Source organism: Pseudomonas sp. WAC2 (genome assembly GCF_030403525.1).
GTDB lineage: Bacteria > Pseudomonadota > Gammaproteobacteria > Pseudomonadales > Pseudomonadaceae > Chryseomonas > Chryseomonas luteola.
In genome coordinates this window covers 130,034-147,839 of the sequence record NZ_JAUEPD010000001.1, presented here as the reverse complement: position 1 = coordinate 147,839, position 17,806 = coordinate 130,034, and the positions used below count along the sequence as shown (strand labels likewise).

12 protein-coding genes are annotated in these 17,806 nt (G+C 59.5%); 5 read left to right on the top strand and 7 right to left on the bottom strand.

Annotated features, from left to right (window positions below):
- Positions 1-42 precede the first annotated feature (42 nt).
- The 6 genes from QWJ10_RS00700 to QWJ10_RS00675 all read right to left on the bottom strand — a co-directional run bounded on the left by QWJ10_RS00700 (position 43) and on the right by QWJ10_RS00675 (position 5,207).
- Positions 43-396: an L-rhamnose mutarotase gene (locus QWJ10_RS00700; RefSeq protein ID WP_289923539.1), complete on the bottom strand. Its 354-nt coding sequence runs from the start codon at positions 394-396 to the stop codon at positions 43-45.
- Complete coding sequence (locus QWJ10_RS00695; RefSeq protein ID WP_289923538.1) at positions 393-1,169, bottom strand: SDR family oxidoreductase; 777 nt, start codon at positions 1,167-1,169, stop codon at positions 393-395. The genes QWJ10_RS00700 and QWJ10_RS00695 overlap by 4 nt, the downstream gene beginning before the upstream one ends.
- Entirely contained in the window at positions 1,166-2,041 is an 876-nt protein-coding gene (locus tag QWJ10_RS00690) for an amidohydrolase family protein (RefSeq protein WP_289923536.1), read from the bottom strand. Before QWJ10_RS00690 ends, QWJ10_RS00695 begins: the two co-directional genes overlap by 4 nt.
- 100 nt (positions 2,042-2,141) lie before the next feature.
- Positions 2,142-3,428, bottom strand: a complete 1,287-nt coding sequence (locus tag QWJ10_RS00685; protein WP_010797504.1) for an L-fuconate dehydratase — start codon at positions 3,426-3,428, stop codon at positions 2,142-2,144.
- A 150-nt stretch (positions 3,429-3,578) separates the two neighbouring features.
- Entirely contained in the window at positions 3,579-4,427 is an 849-nt protein-coding gene (locus tag QWJ10_RS00680; protein WP_289923534.1) for an ureidoglycolate lyase, read from the bottom strand.
- Between the two features lie 39 nt (positions 4,428-4,466).
- Positions 4,467-5,207: an SDR family oxidoreductase gene (locus tag QWJ10_RS00675; RefSeq protein WP_286787006.1), complete on the bottom strand. Its 741-nt coding sequence runs from the start codon at positions 5,205-5,207 to the stop codon at positions 4,467-4,469.
- A gap of 180 nt (positions 5,208-5,387) precedes the next feature.
- Between QWJ10_RS00675 and QWJ10_RS00670 the strand changes: the two genes are divergently transcribed.
- Positions 5,388-6,155 (top strand): FadR/GntR family transcriptional regulator, encoded by a 768-nt coding sequence (locus QWJ10_RS00670; protein ID WP_289923528.1) that lies wholly within the window; start codon positions 5,388-5,390, stop codon positions 6,153-6,155.
- 6 nt (positions 6,156-6,161) lie between these two features.
- Here QWJ10_RS00670 and QWJ10_RS00665 read toward each other — a convergent pair whose 3' ends face one another.
- Positions 6,162-6,899 (bottom strand): SDR family oxidoreductase, encoded by a 738-nt coding sequence (locus tag QWJ10_RS00665; RefSeq protein ID WP_289923525.1) that lies wholly within the window; start codon positions 6,897-6,899, stop codon positions 6,162-6,164.
- Between the two features lie 200 nt (positions 6,900-7,099).
- Here QWJ10_RS00665 and QWJ10_RS00660 point away from each other — a divergent pair, with 200 nt between their 5' ends.
- The 4 genes from QWJ10_RS00660 (at position 7,100) to recB (ending at position 17,745) form a co-directional block, all read left to right on the top strand.
- On the top strand, positions 7,100-8,164 hold the full coding sequence (locus QWJ10_RS00660; protein WP_019366635.1) for a glycosyltransferase family 4 protein: 1,065 nt from the start codon (positions 7,100-7,102) through the stop codon (positions 8,162-8,164).
- 20 nt (positions 8,165-8,184) lie between these two features.
- Positions 8,185-10,329, top strand: coding sequence for an amylo-alpha-1,6-glucosidase (locus QWJ10_RS00655; protein ID WP_289923522.1), 2,145 nt, complete (start codon positions 8,185-8,187; stop codon positions 10,327-10,329).
- Positions 10,330-10,543: 214 nt separating this feature from the next.
- Positions 10,544-14,047 carry an exodeoxyribonuclease V subunit gamma gene (gene recC / locus QWJ10_RS00650; protein ID WP_289923521.1) on the top strand — a complete coding sequence of 1,168 codons (3,504 nt, stop codon included), beginning with the start codon at positions 10,544-10,546 and terminating at the stop codon, positions 14,045-14,047.
- Entirely contained in the window at positions 14,044-17,745 is a 3,702-nt protein-coding gene (gene recB, locus QWJ10_RS00645) for an exodeoxyribonuclease V subunit beta (protein ID WP_289923519.1), read from the top strand. The genes recC and recB overlap by 4 nt, the downstream gene beginning before the upstream one ends.
- Positions 17,746-17,806: the final 61 nt, after the last annotated feature.

Sequence of the window (17,806 nt, the reverse complement as noted above, 5' to 3'; positions counted from 1 at the left end):
ATTGTTGTTTTCCAGAGTGCTCATACATCAGGCATGCACTGTCTACGCTGGGGCAGGTTGCTCGGCCAGTGCAAAGATCTTCTGCAGAGGAATCCATTTGCTGCCCTGCGGCGTCCAGGGTGTCGGTGTCTGGTATCGCCACATCAGCGCTTCCCATTCCTGCACCTTGGGATTGGCCGCGGCGGCGGCTTCGAAGGCATCTACACTGAAGTCGGCACCGACATCCATGATCATGAACAGGCGCGTGCCGAGGCGGTAGATCTGCATGTCCTGCACACCGGCGTTGCGCAGATGGGTGGTGATCTCGGGCCAGATACGCGCGTGCAGCTGCTCGTATTCGGCAATGAGCGCAGGGTCATCCTTGAGGTCCAGCGCCATGCAGTAGCGAGTGCTCATGTGAGTGCCCTGTCCAGATGCATATAGCCGCCATCGACCGTGAGCCATTGCCCGGTGGTATGGGCAGCGCGAGGTGATAGAAGGAAGACGACCGTGTCGGCAATCTCCTCGGGAGTGGTCATGCGCTTGCCCAGCGGAATCTTGCTGACGATTTTGTCCAGTTTGTCTTTAGGATCGTCAAAGGTGTTCAGCCAGTTCTCGTACAAAGGCGTCATCACCTCGGACGGGATGACTGCATTCACGCGGATGCCATCAGCCAGCAGCGAGGCGGCCCATTCTCGGGTAAGGGACAGCTGTGCGCCTTTGGCGGCGGTGTAACCACTGGTGTTGCCCTGGCCGGTGAGTGCGGTCTTGGAGCTGATATTGACGATGCTGCCCTGGCTGTCCCGAAGGGCGTCGAGGCAGAGATGGGTCATCACATAGTAATGAATGAGGTTCTTTTCCAGCGACTGGATAAACGCCTCGCGTCCAGCCTCAAGGCTGACCCCGTCGTTGACCCCGGCGTTGTTGACCAGTCCGTCCAGGCGGCCAAATCGGGTCAAGGTTTGCTCGACGGCTGCGCGGCAAGAGATTTCATCGCACAGTTCAGTCTGGATAAAGAGTGTCTGTGGCTGAAGCGCGTCCAGCTTGGCTGCGAAGTCATCTTCCAACGGTGTGCGGCTGACAATCACTGGGATAGCGCCTTCGTCAGCCAGACCGAGGGAAATGGCGCCGCCGATCCCTGAGCCGCCGCCGGTTACGATAAAAACTTTTCCATCCAGATGCAGGTTCATGCGGCGTGCTCCTGTGCATTGACCGTAAGGCCATACAGGCGAATTGCATTGCCGCCCATGATGGCGGACTGCTCGGCGGATGAGAGGGGCGCGATGGCCAGCTGAGCCAGGGCATGGACATGGTCGTACTCGCCCGCCAGCCGGCACACCGGCCAGTCCGATCCGAACAGCACGCGCTCCGGGCCGAACAGCTCCAGCGCCTGGCTCATATAGGCGACCAGATAGTCCGGTCGCCAGGTTGTCCAGCCAGCCTCCGTAATCAGTCCGGACAACTTGCAGTGCACATGGGGGAGGGCAGCCAACGGCGCCAGCTGCTCAGCCCAGGTCTGCAGATTGCCATGTGTGATATCAGGTTTGCCCAAGTGATCAAGCACCAGGGGCTGCCGGTCATGCCTTCGGGCAAAGGCGTACGCGGCCTTGAGCGAGGGGGACTTGATAAGGATTTCATAGAGGTAGCCGCGGGCCTGAATAATGGCCACACCCTTGTTGAATGCGGTGTCGGCGAGAAAGGCATCCGGGTCCGCTTCGTCCTGGATCTGGTGGCGAAAGCCACGCAGGCGCGGCTGGCCTTGCCAGCGATCGAGCGACTCAAGCAGGTTGGGCGCTTGTAGATCTACCCAACCAATAACGCCGGCAATCCACGGATGTTTCGCAGCCAGCGCCAGCAGTGCGTCAGTCTCCTCCTCGCATTGCCGGGCCTGAACGGCAATGCATCCCGTCATCTGGTGTTCTTTAAGAAGCGGCTCGAGATCCGAGGGCAGATAGTCGCGCTTTAACACCGACATGCTGTTGTCGATCCAGCGGTACTGATCCGGCTCGTAATGCCAGAAGTGTTGATGTGCGTCGATTCTGGGTATTTCAGGGCGTGTCATTGTTATTGTCTCCTGAAAGCAGTGGGCGGCGGGATCGGTGAGGCTGGTCCCTCCGATATGCTCGTTGAGTAAAAGGGTAGGCCCTCTACTCAACCTGCCGCTAAGTGTTACGGGGAAACCGATACTGCTGGCGCGAGGCCGGTTTCATGGTGATCGAAAATCCTGGTGCCTGGGGCGGCAGGTAGGCGGGGCCCTTCATGACGCAGGGGTCTTCGAAATGCTCATGAAGATGATCGACATACTCCACAACGCGCCCTTCATGCGTGCCCGCCACGCACAGGTAATCGATCATCGAGATATGTTGCACGTATTCGCACAGTCCAACGCCGCCGGCATGGGGGCAGACAGGTAGCTCGTACTTGGCGGCCATGAGCAGCACAGCAAGCACTTCGTTCAAACCACCCAGGCGGCAGGCATCGAGCTGTACCACGTCGATGGCGCCACGCATGATGAATTGCTTGAACAGAATACGGTTCTGGCACATCTCGCCGGTAGCCACCTTGACCGGGGTAATACCCTCTTTGATCGCGCGATGACCTTCTACGTCGTCCGGGCTGGTGGGTTCCTCGATGAACCAGGGCTTGGCAAACGACAGCTTGTTTACCCAATCGATGGCCTCGTTGACTTCCCAAACCTGGTTGGCATCGATCATCAAGTGTCGGTTAGGGCCTATCACTTCACGGGCAATGGTGACGCGGCGGATATCGTCCTCAAGGTCACGGCCGACCTTGAGCTTTACATGAGAGAAGCCTGCATCAATGGCCTCCTGACAGAGGCGGCGGAGTTTGTCATCCGGATAGCCAAGCCAGCCGGCAGAGGTGGTGTAGCAGGGGTAGCCATGGGCCTTGAGCAGGCCGATGCGTTCTTCCTTGCCTTTGGCGCGCTCCGTGAGCAGTTGTATCGCTTCTTGCGGTGTGATGCAGTCGGTGATGTAGCGAAAGTCGACGCACCGTACGAATTCTTCCGGCGACATGTCGGCGACCAGCTGCCAGACCGGCTTGCCAACCTGCTTGGCCCACAGGTCCCAGGCCGCATTCACGACGGCACCGGTCGCCAAGTGGATGGCGCCCTTGTCCGGACCGATCCAGCGCAGTTGGCTGTCGCTGGTCATGTGGCGCCAGAAGCGGCCCATGTCTGCCGTGATCCATTCCAGATCAAGCCCTTTGATCTGACCTTCCAGTGCCTGAATGGCCGCACAGCAGATCTCGTTGCCCCGGCCAATGGTAAAGGTCATGCCGTGGCCTTCGAGCCCAGGCTGGTCGGTTTCAAGAATCACATAGGCGGCAGAGTAATCGGGATCGGGGTTCATGGCGTCCGACCCGTCCAATGCCTGGGACGTAGGAAAACGAATGTCCTCTACGCGAAGACCGGTGATTGTTATTGTCATATCGGTTCTCCGGAAGCCCTTGATGCCGGGCTTGTCAACGCTGTGTTGGAGGCCCGCTCAAAAGCTCTTCATATGAGAGCGCATGTTGAGCGGGCGCTTCTCCGGGCGTGCGACGCGGTTAAACGTCCCAATCACCCGAAGGGTATGGTTTCAGTCAGCCTGAACCGTGCGCTGCTTCTGCTCGCCCAGGCCCGCGATGCCCAGGCGCATTTCCTGGCCGGGCTTCAAGTAGACTGGTTCGGGCTTGATGCCCAGACCTACTCCAGGCGGGGTACCCGTGGAAATGACATCCCCCGGTTGCAGGCTCATGCAGCGGCTCAGGTAGGCGATCAGCTCCGGCACCTTGAACACCATGGTGCGGGTATTACCGTTCTGGTAACGCTTGCCATCCACTTCCAGCCAGAGGTCGAGCGCGTGCGGATCGGCTATTTCATCTTTGGTGACCAGCCAGGGGCCGAGCGGGCCGAAGGTATCGAACCCCTTGCCCTTATCCCAGGTGCCGCCACGCTCGATCTGCCACTCACGCTCGGATACATCATTGATTACGCAATAGCCCGCTACATAATCCATGGCATTGGCTTCGTCGATGTAGCGCCCGGCCTTGCCAATCACCACGCCCAGCTCAACTTCCCAATCGGTCTTGGTGGAGCCACGCGGGATCTCTACGTCGTCGTTCGGGCCGCAGATGGCACTGGTCCACTTGTTGAACACGACAGGTTCTTTCGGCACTTCCAATCCGGACTCGGCTGCATGGTCGGCATAGTTAAGACCGATACAGATGAACTTGCCGACACGGCCCACGCAGGGGCCAAGGCGAGGGGAACCGTTCACAACGGGCAGACTGCTCTGATCAATATTCCTGAGCGTGTCGAGTCCTTCAGCAGTGATGGCCTGGCCCGCGATGTCATCAATATGGCCAGAGAGGTCACGAATCTGACCTTGAGCATCCAGCAAGCCCGGTTTTTCCTGACCCTTTTCCCCGTAACGCAGCAATTTCATGAGCGGTTTCCTTGTGCAATAAGAGGGTGTGCGGTGGCCTTAAGCGACCCATCCGCCATCGATAACGTTGATGGTGCCCGTTGTGAAGCCTGAAGCCTCTGAGCCAAGGTAGAGCGCCAATGCGGCGATCTCCTCCGGCTTGCCGATTCGGCCCATGGGTTGGCGGGACACAAACGCAGCATAGACCTCGTCTTCGGCTCGGCCTTCCTGCTGGGCTTGCGCCGCAATACGCTGGCGCAGGGAAGGCGAGTCGACCGTGCCGGGGCAGATCGCATTGCAGCGAATACCCTTGGCGACGAAATCAGCCGCTACGGATTTAGTCAGGCCGAGAACAGCGGCCTTGCTGGCGCAGTAAGCAAAGCGATTCGGGACGCCTTTTACGCTGGACGCCACCGAGGACATGTTGATGATCGAGCCGCCGCCGTTTTCGATCATGGCCGGTAGAAAGGCACGAATCATCCGGTACATGGCGGTAACGTTCAGATCGAAGGAGAACTTCCAGGCATCCTCATCACAGTCGAGAATGGTGCCGCTGTGCACGTAACCGGCGCAGTTGAAGAGCACATCAACAGCGCCTAACTCACTGGCAAGTGTCTGGATAGCATCGGGCTGAGTGACATCAAGAACATGGGTACGAACATTGGGAAGCTCGGCGAGGGCGGTAGCGTTGATATCGACCGCAATGACGTCAGCGCCCGCTTCGGCAAAGGCCAGAACGCTGGCCCGGCCAATTCCTTGAGCAGCGGCGGTGACGAGGACACGTTTTCCAGCAACGGACATGAGAGCCTCCTGTTTTTATTATTCGTATGCATGACCCGCTTGCGTTAACCGCTGCTATGCTGGGGGCATATCGAGCGGCTAATGGTCAGGCCATTGGTCCTCTGGTTTAGCAGTGAGTCAGCGGCTGCGCAAGTTTTTTCTGTAGCGCAAGCGACGCGATGTATACCAGTGGGATACGTGATGCCAATACAAACAATTGAAAATCCAAGGCTTTATCGTCAGATCGCCGATCAGCTGCGCAGCCTGATTGACAGTGGCGAATTTCCTCCTGGGAGTCGCCTGCCGGCCGAGCGAGAGCTGGCCAAGCTAATGGGTGTCAGTCGGGCTTCGGTACGTGAAGCGCTCATTGCACTCGAAGTCATTGGCCTTGTGGATGTGCGGGTTGGTAACGGCGTACTGGTTTGTGCTGGCGACCAGCGTCCGGCAGACGATGCGCCGGTGATGGAGTTGGCGGCGCGCGGCCAGTGGGTAGGGCCTGATCCCGAGCTGGATGTGCAGGTGGATTTCAATGCTGAGATCCCGCCGTTCTCGCTGCTTCAGGCGCGGCAGCTGATCGAGCCGGAAGCGGCGGCCCTGGCTGCAATCAATGCCAGCGAGGAAGAGTTGGCCGGTATTCACGCGGCCTATGAGCGCAATGTGCAGGACAACCGCGAGGGCTCGACGACCCATCCCGGCGATCGCCTGTTTCATATCCGCATCGCCCAGGCCAGCGGTAATCCGGCCTATGCCCTGATGATCCAGCACCTGCTAGGGCACCGCTATGGCTCGATGTTTCAGCGCTTGCAGGCACACTATACCCCTGAGGACATGCCCCATCGCTCTGAGGACGAGCATCTGCGTGTACTGAAGGCATTGCAGGCCCGCAATGCGCAAGAGGCACGCTCCGCCATGCGGGCGCACCTGGATGAGGTGATTCGGATCTTTTCTCGCGGTCAGGAAGCGGGGTAATCGCCTTTATTCCATGGCTGTCGGCCTGAGTAGGATCTCGTTGATATCGACCGCTGCCGGTTGACCGATGGCAAAGGCAATGGACTGGGCAACCGACAGGGCAGGGATAGCCATCTCATGAATGTGCCGCACGCTTTTGGCAACGTCTTCGTCCGTCACACTATTGGGCAGCTCCGTATCGACCGGGCCGGGTGAAATGATCGTGCTGCGGATGTTGTAGGGCGTCATCTCCATGCGCAGCCCTTCGGCAATCGCGCGTACGCCGAATTTGGTTGCCGAATACACGGCACTGGTCGGGCGCACCCGATGGCCGGACAGGGACGAGACATTGATGATGTGTCCGCTCTTCTGCTGCTGCATGATCGGCAGGACCGCCGCAATCCCGTAAAGGGTGCCCTTGAGATTGATATCGATCATGCGCTCCCAATCTTCGACCTTACGCTGATCGAGTCGCGAGTTGGGCATGATGCCCGCATTATTGATCATCACATCGACCCGCCCAAAGGCCGTAATGGCTGCCTGGATAAGCAACTCGACGTCATCCCGCTTGGCCACATCCATCTGCACCACCTCAACGCGACCGCCAACGGTTCGCAGCCCCTCGGCAATGGCGTTCAGTTTATCCAGCCGACGTGCGCCCAGGACGACCGTCGCGCCCTCTGAGCTCAATAGCCGTGCGGTGGCCTCGCCAATGCCACTGCTGGCACCGGTAATGACAATGACCTTGCCTTTTATGTTGCTCATGGCTGTTACCTGAATCGACTGGTTTACGAGGGAGTGCCTGAACGCAGGGAGGTTCCAGGCATTAGTCAGCAGAGCGGCTTTTGCCACTCGGCAGCACTTGAAATTTATCGGCTGATCCTTACATTTTTCCGCGGCATTTTTGCCAGCGAACATTCGCACCTTTCTGGCCTTGTTCATCCTTTTTTCAAGGAGATTAATTGATGAAGATCGCGCAGATTGCCCCCTTGTACGAGGCCGTTCCGCCAAGTCTCTACGGCGGAACGGAAAGAGTGGTGGCTCACCTGACCGATGCGCTGGTCGAGTTGGGTCATGAAGTCACTCTGTTTGCATCCGCTGACTCCCGCACATCAGCCCAACTTGTGCCCGGTTGCGAGCGGGCGCTACGACTGGACCCTGCACCGCTCAAGTCTGATATTGCCAGTCACTTGAGTATGCTGCACACGTTGCAGGAGCGGGCCGATGAGTTTGATGTCCTGCATTTTCATGTGGATCTGCTCCATTTCCCGTTGTTCGAGCCCTTGGCTGAGCGGACACTGACCACTCTCCACGGGCGGCTCGACCTCAAGGGATTGCCGGAAGCCTACCGGCGTTGGCACCGGTTCCCGCTGGTGTCCATTTCTCACCATCAACGCACGCCACTGGCTTTTGCCAACTGGCACGGCACGGTGCACCACGGTCTGAATGCGTCCACGTACCGGTTCCATGAGCAGATGGGCGAAGGGTACTTGGCATTTCTGGGCCGCATTTCTCCAGAGAAACGGCCTGATCGGGCGATTGCCATTGCACGGCAGGCAGGTGTTCCCATCAAGTTGGCGGCCAAGGTGGACAACGCCGATCGCAAGTACTTCGAACAGGAGATCAAGCCGCTTCTGGATGATCCGCTGGTGGAGTTCATTGGCGAAATTGGTGATAGTGAAAAATCTGAATTTCTGGGTAACGCGCGGGCGCTGCTCTTTCCCATCGACTGGCCTGAGCCGTTCGGGCTGGTGATGATCGAGGCTATGGCCTGCGGGACGCCGGTGATTGCCTGGCACTGTGGCTCAGTGCCAGAAGTCGTGGAACCGGGCGTGACCGGGTATATCGTAACGAGTGAGGAGCAGGCCGTGGAGGCGGCGCGGCAGGTCCTGACTCTGGATCGGCGTCGGGTTCGGGAGGTGTTCGAGCAGCGCTTCTCCGCCACGGCCATGGCCAGACACTATCTGGAACTGTACCGGCAGCTGCCGGGCAATCGGAACACTGAAGTCAACTTCAAGCAAACGGCGTAACGACCATGGGTGAAATCCTTATGTCTGATCAGTCAGCACAGCAAGGAAGCGAGGTCGAACAGGCGCGTCATCCCGAACGCCTGTTCGTGCTCATGGAGGGTGATACTTTTGTCGTGGCAGATGCCTATGGCGACATGGGTGGGCGGGACGATGGCTTGTTCCATAACGATACCCGCATCGTGTCCCGTTACCGATTGACCGTGGCGGGGAGGCGACCCTCGCTGCTGTCAGCGTCGGTCAGTCAGGATAATGTCTACTTTACCTCCCATCAGACCAACCAGCCGTTGCCGCGGCTGGGTGAGAGCACGACGCCCGAAGGCGTGATTCACATCGAACGCAAGCGCTTTGTATGGAAGGGGTATGTGCATGAGCGCATCCTGCTGGCCAACTACAGTGACTTGTCTACTGAGGTGCCGCTGGAGCTTGAGTTTGGCGCGGACTTCCGAGACATGTTTGAAGTGCGTGGACAACAGCGTAGCCATCGGGGCGAGCAGGAGCATACCCAGATGGCCGAGCGCAGTGTCACGCTACGGTATCTTGGGCTCGATGAGCAGCCGCGCCGTGCTGCCATCAGTTTTTCCGAACAGCCTGTTGAGTTAAGCGAGCAGGGCGCGCAGTTCAGGGTGGCTCTGGAAGGACGTGGAAGCTGGGAGCTGTATATCGACATTGGACCAGAACCGGCTCAGCCTTCGCGGGCACGTTATCGGCAGGCCGCTGCACAAGCGCGGCGCAGTATGCGCAGGCGACAGCGGCGGGGTGCTCAGGTCAAGGCATCTGGCCGTCTGTTCCAGGCGTGGCTGGAGAAGTCCCGTGCGGATCTGGCGCTGCTCACAGCGGAGCTGCCTAGCGGGCCGTATCCCTACGCCGGTGTACCCTGGTATTCAACACCGTTCGGCCGTGATGCGATCATCACGGCGCATCAGGTGCTCTGGTTGAATCCTGAGCTGGCCCGTGGGGTGCTGTCTTACCTTGCGCAACATCAGGCTCATGAAACGTCGAGCTTCCGGGATGCCGAGCCTGGCAAGATCATGCATGAGACGCGCAAGGGCGAAATGTCGGCGCTGAACGAGCTGCCGTTCGGTCGCTATTACGGCGGGGTGGATACCACACCGCTGTTCGTCATGCTGGCTGGAGCCTATGCTCGGCGTACGGGCGACCGGGCATTCATCCAGGAAATCTGGCCCGCACTGCAAGAGGCTATTCGCTGGGTTGAGGGTAATGCCGAGCGTAACGCACAGGGGTTCATCAGTTATGCCCGTGCAGAAGAGAGTGGTCTGGCCAACCAGGGATGGAAGGACAGTCATGACTCGATTTTCCATGCCGATGGCCGTACACCGGATGGTCCGATCTCACTGATTGAAGTGCAAGGGTATGCTTATAAGGCGTATCTGAGCATGGCTGAACTGTCGGAATGGCTCGGTGAGCAGGACAAGGCCGCGCACTGGCGCACACGGGCCGAGCATCTGCGGGCAGCGGTGGAAAAGCATTTTTGGCTGGAGGGTCGGCAGTTCTATGCCCTGGCCCTGGATGGCCATGGCGAGGCATGTGCGGTTCGAGCCTCCAATGCAGGCCACCTCTTGTTTACGGGGCTGCCTCAACTGGCGCGTGGTCAGGCCGTGTCGCAACAGCTCTTGTCCCGCGCCTTCAATTCCGGATGGGGCGTACGGACCCTGGTGCCAGACGCTGTACGGTTCAACCCCATGTCCTATCACAATGGCTCGGTCTGGCCACATGATGTGGCCCTGTGCGCCGCCGGTATGGCGCGCTACGGTGAGCGGGAAGGGGTAGTACGTCTGCTCGGAAACATGTTTGAAGCCGCGGCCCATTTCGGGATGCGTTTGCCAGAGCTCTTCTGCGGTTTCGAACGTGCGCCGGGCGAAGCGCCGATTGCCTATCCGGTGGCCTGTCTACCCCAGGCGTGGGCCGCCGGCTCGGTATTTATGCTGCTACAAGCTTGCCTGGGCGTGGAGATCGATGGGCACACCGCAAGCGTCACGATCACTCAACCCCGCTTGCCGTTTGGCATCGACCGTATTCAGCTGAAACGGCTACGCCTGGGCCAGCAGGAGATAGACCTGACCTTCCAGCGGCTCGGCGAGCGTGTGGTCGCGTTTGTAGACGGCCAATACGGACCTCAGCCGGTCCGGGTTGATATACGTCTTTGAGTCGATGGCAGGGCTGGCCCGGCTGGCCCGGCTGGCCCTGCCTGCTCAACAGACGAGCGGTAAGACGCCCGTCTGCCGTGGTATTGCTGAGGTCAAGAAAGCGCTATTCAGCACGAAAACCTTACCGATGACTTTGAACAGGTCTGGCTCTTGAGCCGTGATCTCCGTACGCTTCGCCTTTTTTGCAGTTCCAGATCTACCCAGAGGCTTATTCATGCAGGACGCGGCTCATCTGACGCCCGGTTTTATGGTCGTTCACGGCAATCGTCTGGAGGACCTGCGCAATCTGACTGTTGCCTGGATGCGCCATCATCCCCTCGCGCCTTTGGAAAACGAGCAGGTGCTCGTGCAGAGTAACGGCATCGCCCAATGGCTCAAGCTGGCCCTGGCCGAAGACCCGACGGAGGACGGCGAAGGCGGCTGCGGCATTGCGGCGGCTATTGATGTGCAGCTGCCGTCGGCTTTCTTATGGCGGGTGTACCGACAGGTCTTGGGTCGCGATACCGTTCCAGCATCTTCCCCGCTGGATCGTACGCCGCTGACCTGGCGTCTGGTGCGGCTGCTGCCCAGCCTGCTTGAACGTCCAAGCTTTGCCTCACTGCGCCGCTTCCTCGATGAAGACAGCGACATGCGCAAGCGCTACCAATTGGCAGAGCGTCTAGCCGATCTCTATGATCAGTATCAGGTGTACCGCGCCGACTGGCTGGAGGACTGGGTCAACGGCAAGGATCAACTGAATAAGCTGCGTGATGGCGCCGTACCGCTGCCGCCGATATGCCAATGGCAGGCAGAGCTGTGGCGTGCCTTGCTGGCGGATGTGGGCGATGACGGCATGGCGGAAAGCCGGGCGGGGGTGCATCAACGCTTCATCAGCACCATGAAGGCGCTGGAACAAGCCCCTTCGCACCTGCCGCGGCGGGTCGTTGTATTCGGCATCTCATCGGTTCCCGCCCAGCTCCTGGAAGCCCTGGCCGCCTTGGCGCGCTTCAGTCAGGTGTTGCTGTGTGTTCACAACCCGTGCCGCCACCACTGGGGTGACATCGTGGCGGACAAAGATTTGCTGCGCCATGAATACAAGCGGCAGCTGCGCAAGCCGGGTATGCCTATGCAGATTGATCTTGATGAACTACACCAGCATGGTCATCCCTTGCTCGCCAGCTGGGGTAAGCAAGGCCGCGATTACATCAACTTATTAGATCGCTTTGATGAACCGGATAGCTACAAGCATCAATTTAAAGATCTGAGTGATGGCCGAATTGATTACTTCCATGATGTTGCAACTAAGTCGAATCCTAAGCACATGCTCGCCCAATTGCAGGACGATATTCTCGATCTGCGCCCCTTGAGTGAAACCCGCGAGCGTTGGCCGGCCGTCAATCCCACTAAAGATCAGTCCATTCGTTTCCACATTGCTCACAGCCCGCAGCGCGAGGTGGAAATTCTCCACGATCAGCTCTTGGCGCGCTTCTCGGAAGACCCTACGTTGCGTCCGCGGGACGTCATCGTCATGGTGCCGGATATCGACAGCTATGCGCCCCACATTCGCGCCGTGTTCGGGCAGCTGGACAGCCATGATCCGCGCTTCATTCCGTTCACGTTAGCGGATCAGGGGCAGCGTGGTCGTGATCCGCTCCTGATTGCACTGGAACATCTCCTGCGTTTGCCGGAAAGCCGCTTTTCGGTGAGCGAGATCCTTGACCTGCTGGACGTCCCGGCCCTGCGCAAGCGCTTCGGCTTAAATGACACCGACCTGACGACCCTGCATCGCTGGATCGAGGGTGCCGGTATCCGCTGGGGTTTGGATGCTCGGCAGCGGGCACGGCTGGATCTTCCGGATGATCTCACCCAAAACACATGGCGTTTCGGTCTGCGGCGCATGTTGCTGGGGTATGCCGTGGGGCAGGGCGTGGCACGGGATGAAATCGAGCCGTTCGACGAGATTGGTGGCTTGGATGCTGCCCTGGTCGGCCCGCTGGTTACCTTGATGGATGCGCTGGACAAGGCCCATGACGAGCTGGCCGAGCCTGCCACTCCTGCAGTATGGGGCGAGCGTCTGCAAATGGTGCTGCGCACGTTCTTCGTGTCTTCCAGCGAACGTGACGAGTACTTGCTTGGCCAGCTGGAGCAGCTGCGTGAAGACTGGCTGGACACCTGCGAGGCGGTCCAGTTGGACGAAACGTTGCCGCTTACGGTGGTGCGTGAGGCATGGCTCGCCGGGTTGGATGAGGGCAAGCTGTCCCAGCGTTTTCTGGCAGGCGCAGTGAATTTCTGTACCCTTATGCCCATGCGTGCCATTCCATTCCGGGTGGTGTGCCTCCTGGGTATGAACGATGGCGATTATCCACGCGCCCAGCCGCCGTTTGACTTTGACCTGATGGGCAAGGACTATCGCCCCGGCGATCGCTCCCGCCGTGAAGACGACCGCTACCTGCTATTGGAAGCACTGCTGTCTGCCCGTGATCAGCTCTATATCAGCTGGATTGGCCGTAGCATTCGCGACAACAGTGAGCGACCGGCCTCCGTTCTGCTAGGCCAGTTGCGTGATCATTTGGCCGCAGGTTGGACGTTGATAGATGAGGGTCCTGATAAGGAAAAGGGTAAGGAGGGCGAGCGCTTGCTTGAGGCGTTGACTCAGGAGCATCCGCTACAGCCCTTTAACATCCGCTATTTTCAGGGCGAGCCGGGCTTTTTTAGCTATGCCCGCGAGTGGCTTGCCGTGCACGACAAGCAGCCGCCGCGAGGTCAGGAACCTATACTTCCGCCCCATGAGCAGGACGAGCCACTGAGCCTGAATCAGCTACAGGATTTTCTGCGCCATCCGGTGCGACATTTCTTCTCCCAGCGGCTCAAGGTGCATTTCGAAGAAATTGCCATTCCGACCCAGGACAAGGAACCCTTTGTACTCGACGGCCTGACCCGGTATGCCTTGAGCGAAAGCCTGCTTGATGCCGCCTTGAAGGCACCGGAACGCGCCGAAGAGGCGCTGCGTGCCCAGGGGCAGCGGTTGCAGCGCAGCGGTCTCTTGCCACTGGCAGGCTTTGGTGAGCTGATGCAGCAGGAGCTGATCCAGCCACTGCCTGACTTGCTTGAACGCCATACCGGCCTGCTGGTGGCGTGGCCGGAAGAGGTGGCCGGTGCACAGCCGCTCAGCTTCGAGCACAAGGGTCTACGCCTGGAGGGTTGGCTTGAGCGGTTACGTCGCCGCTCGGATGGCAGCCTGATTGCAATTACACCTGTTCCGAATGAAATCGGTTCGGCCAAGACACGTAAATGGTATCGCCTGATCCGACCGTGGATCGTGCACCTGACGGCCTCTGCCTGTGGCGTGCCGCTTACGACGGCCTTGGTGGCCACCGATGAGACCCTGATGCTTGCTCCGCTGGAAACCGCTCAGGCCGCCGCTGCGTTGCGCGATCTTTTGTTGGCATGGCAGAACGGCATGCGCTATCCGCTGCCGGTTGCGGTGAAAACCGCCTTCGCCTGGCTCAATGCTGAGCAGGACCCCGTCAAGGCGCAAATGGCGGCTCGTAAAGCCTATGAAGGTGATGGCGTAAACAGCCTGGGCGAGCGAGCTGAAAGCCCAGCCTTGATGCGTCAATACCCGGACTTCGCTAGGCTGACCGCCAGTGAGGAATTCCAAGGTTGGTGCAATGCCTTGTATCGTCCGATGTTCGAGGCAGGTTGGTGTGAGCAGCCAGCACAAGGAGCCGCCGCATGACTACACCACAAGACCGGCCGCTTGCGTTGCGCTTTCCCTTGCGCGGTAGCCAACTGATCGAGGCGAGCGCAGGCACCGGCAAGACCTTTACCATTTCCGCCTTGTACGTACGCCTGATTCTTGGGCATGGCGGCGAAGAAACCGGCTTTGGCCGCGAGCTGCTGCCACCGCAAATTCTGGTCGTGACCTTTACCGACGCCGCCACGCGTGAGCTGCGTGACCGAATCCGGGCTCGTCTGTTCGAGGCCGCCCGCTATTTTCGTGGCGAGATCGATAAGACCGATGCGTTGATCAAGGCGCTACGGGCTGATTTTTCTGAAGAGCAGTGGCCTGGCTGCGCACGCAAGCTGGAGATGGCCGCGCAATGGATGGACGAATCCGCCGTTTCCACCATTCACAGCTGGTGCCAGCGCATGCTGCGCGAGCATGCGTTCGACAGCGGCAGCCTGTTCAATCAGACCCTGGAGACAGACCACAGCGAGCTATTGGCTGAGGTCGTTCGGGATTATTGGCGGCGGTTCTGCTACACCTTAAGCGGCGAGTCGCTGGCTTGGATACGCGAGCATTGGGTCAGCCCTGACCAATTGGCAGAATCCGTACGCGAGCTGATCGTGGGCGAGACGCAAGGTATTGCCGACCAGGAGCCGGGCACGCTGATCGATGAGTGCCTGACGCGCAAGCGAGGACTGCTCAAGGCGCTAAAGGCACCCTGGGCAGCCTGGGCTGAAGAGCTGCGCCTGTTGTGTGACGACGCCTGTGCCCGCAAGGTGGTGGATGGGCGCAAGCTCAAGGCGCAGTGGTATGTCCCCTGGTGCGAAAAGATCACCGCCTGGGCGCAGGATGAATCCGCCGAGCTGCTTGATATCGGCAAAGGCTTCGAGCGTTTCACACCCGAGGGCTTTGCTGAGGTCTGGACCAAGGCTTCTGCGCCCGATCATCCGGCGCTGGCAGAAATGAGCCGGCTCAAGGCCGCCTTGGACAGCCTACCCAAACCGGACGTTGAACTCCTGCAACACGCCGCGCACTGGATCAAGCAGCGCTTCATTCTGGAAAAGCGCCGCCGTGCGGAAATGGGCTTCGATGACCTCCTGGCCCGTCTGGACGTTGCCCTGCAAAGTGACGGGGCAGGAGAGCGTCTGGCCGAACTGATCCGCGAACAGTTCCCGGTGGCCTTGATCGACGAATTCCAGGACACCGATCCGGTGCAGTACCGCATCTTCGAGACAATTTATCGTATTGGGGAGAACCGCCAGGATATCGGTCTGTTCCTGATTGGCGATCCAAAACAGGCCATTTATGCGTTCCGTGGTGCGGACATCTACACCTACCTGAAGGCACGCTATTCCACCGAAGGACGCCTGCATACACTGGATACCAACTATCGCTCCAGCGAGGCCATGGTGGCTGCCGTCAACCAAGTATTCGAGCAGGCCGAGCAGCATGAGGAAGGGCGCGGTGCCTTCCTGTTCCGCAAGGACGATGAAAATCCATTGCCGTTCCATCCCGTCAGGGCACAGGGTCGCAAGGAGCGCCTGGTGGCCGAGGGGCAGGGTATCCCGGCGCTAACCCTCTGGCATCCCAACGAGGCCGAGCCGATTTCCAAAACCGCTTACCTCGGACAGCTGGCACAAGTGGCCGCCAGTGAAATCGTGCGCCTGCTCAATCTGGGGCAACAGGACAAGGCCGGTTTCGAGCATCCGGAAAAAGGCTTGCGTGGATTACGCCCGGCGGATATCGCCGTGCTGGTGCGGGACGGCATCGAGGCCCAGGCTATTCGCAGTCAGCTGGCGGCCCGTGGGGTACGTAGCGTTTATTTGTCGGACAAAGACTCGGTCTTCAACTCTCAGGAGGCACACTGCCTACTCTCCTGGCTGCGTGCGTGCGCCGAGCCGGATGTCGATCGGGTGCTCCGTGCCGGGCTGGCCAGTATCACATTGGACCTGCCGCTGGCCGAGCTGGACAGGCTTAACCACGACGAGCGCGCCTGGGAATCGCGGGTCATGCAGTTCCGCCACTACCGGTCCCTCTGGCGTACCCAGGGCGTGCTACCCATGTTGCGCCGTTTTCTGCATGACTTTCAGTTGCCGCAAACACTGATGGCACGGGTTGACGGTGAGCGTGTACTGACCAACCTCCTGCATCTGGCGGAGCTTCTGCAACAAGTGGCGACCGAGCTGGATGGTGAGCAGGCCCTGATTCGCTATCTGGCGGAGCACCTTACCGAAGGCCATACTGCCGAGGAGCAGATCCTGCGCCTTGAAAGTGATGAGGCACTGGTCAAGGTTGTCACTATTCACAAGTCCAAAGGCTTGGAGTATCCACTGGTCTTCCTGCCCTTTATCTGCTCGTTCCGTCCAGTGGACGGCAGCCGTATTCCGGTGCGTTATCACGACCTCGACGGCACACCCAAGATGACCCTGACGCCGGATGCCGAGGTGATCATAGCCGCAGATGAAGAGCGTCTGGCCGAGGATCTGCGCCTGCTGTACGTTGCCTTGACGCGTGCACAACACGCCTGCTGGATGGGCGTGGCTGACCTTAAGCGCGGGCAGAGCAAGGAGTCGGCTTTCCACCGCTGCGCCCTGGGATATCTCACGACCGGAGGAGAGGTGCTGTCGTCCTCGGGTGTGTTGGCGGGCATGTTGGAAGAGATGACAGGTAAACTGCCGGCTATCTCGGTGGGGCCGCTGCCGGAAATCACCACTGCACGCTTCGCGCCTCGCGAAGAGGTGCGGCCTGAACTCAAGGCCTGCCAGCCACGGCGCGTAGTCGCGGAACACTGGTGGATTGCCTCTTATAGTGCGTTGCGCATCGGCGAGCTGGCTGACGAGGCAGAGACCGCCGTTCTGCATACCGACCTGTCACCCGAAAGCCCGGAAGCACAAAAACTGTTCGACGATGACCGCCTGGACGATGACGCCCAGCCCGCCACAGCCAGCAGCGGAGTCGACCTGCATCGGTTCCCCCGCGGTCCGGGTCCGGGAACGTTTTTGCACGGTCTGCTGGAGTGGGCGGGTAATGAGGGTTTTGCGAACATAGCCGAACAGCCCGAGCTGATCGAAGACACTGTGGCACGCCGTTGCAACCGGCGCGGCTGGGAAGGCTGGATTGCTACCCTAAGCGATTGGCTGAAAGAGCTGCTGACAAGGCGTCTACCGCTCGGTTCAACGGGCTCGTCTGTGACGCTGGCCCAGCTCACGCACTACCAGATCGAAATGGAGTTCTGGTTCTCTACCCATCGGCTAGAGGCGGAGGCCCTCGATCAGCGGGTCCGTCGCTATGTCATGCCAGGCAAGCCACGGCCCTCGGTTGAGCGAAGCCTGCTTAACGGCATGTTTAAAGGGTTCGTTGACCTGACGTTCGAGCATGAGGGTCGCTATTACGTAGCGGACTATAAGTCCAACTGGTTGGGCGCCGATGATACCGCTTATACCCAGGAGGCCATGGTGGGCGCTGTGCTAGAGCATCGCTATGACCTTCAGTACGTCATTTATTTGCTGGCGCTGCATCGCCAGCTTAAGGCGCGTCTTCCAAACTACGATTACGACCGTCACATGGGAGGTGCTCTTTATCTTTTCCTGCGGGGCAGTCGTGCTGCCAGCAAGGGCGTGTTCTTTACTCGGCCACCACGTGAGCTGATCGAAGAGCTCGACCTGTGCTTTCAGGGAAGTTCTCAACTGACCGGGGAATACGCATGACTCAAGAACAGCTTTCCTTATTCGATATGGCTTTTGCCGACGAGCCTGCGTCAGCCGATGC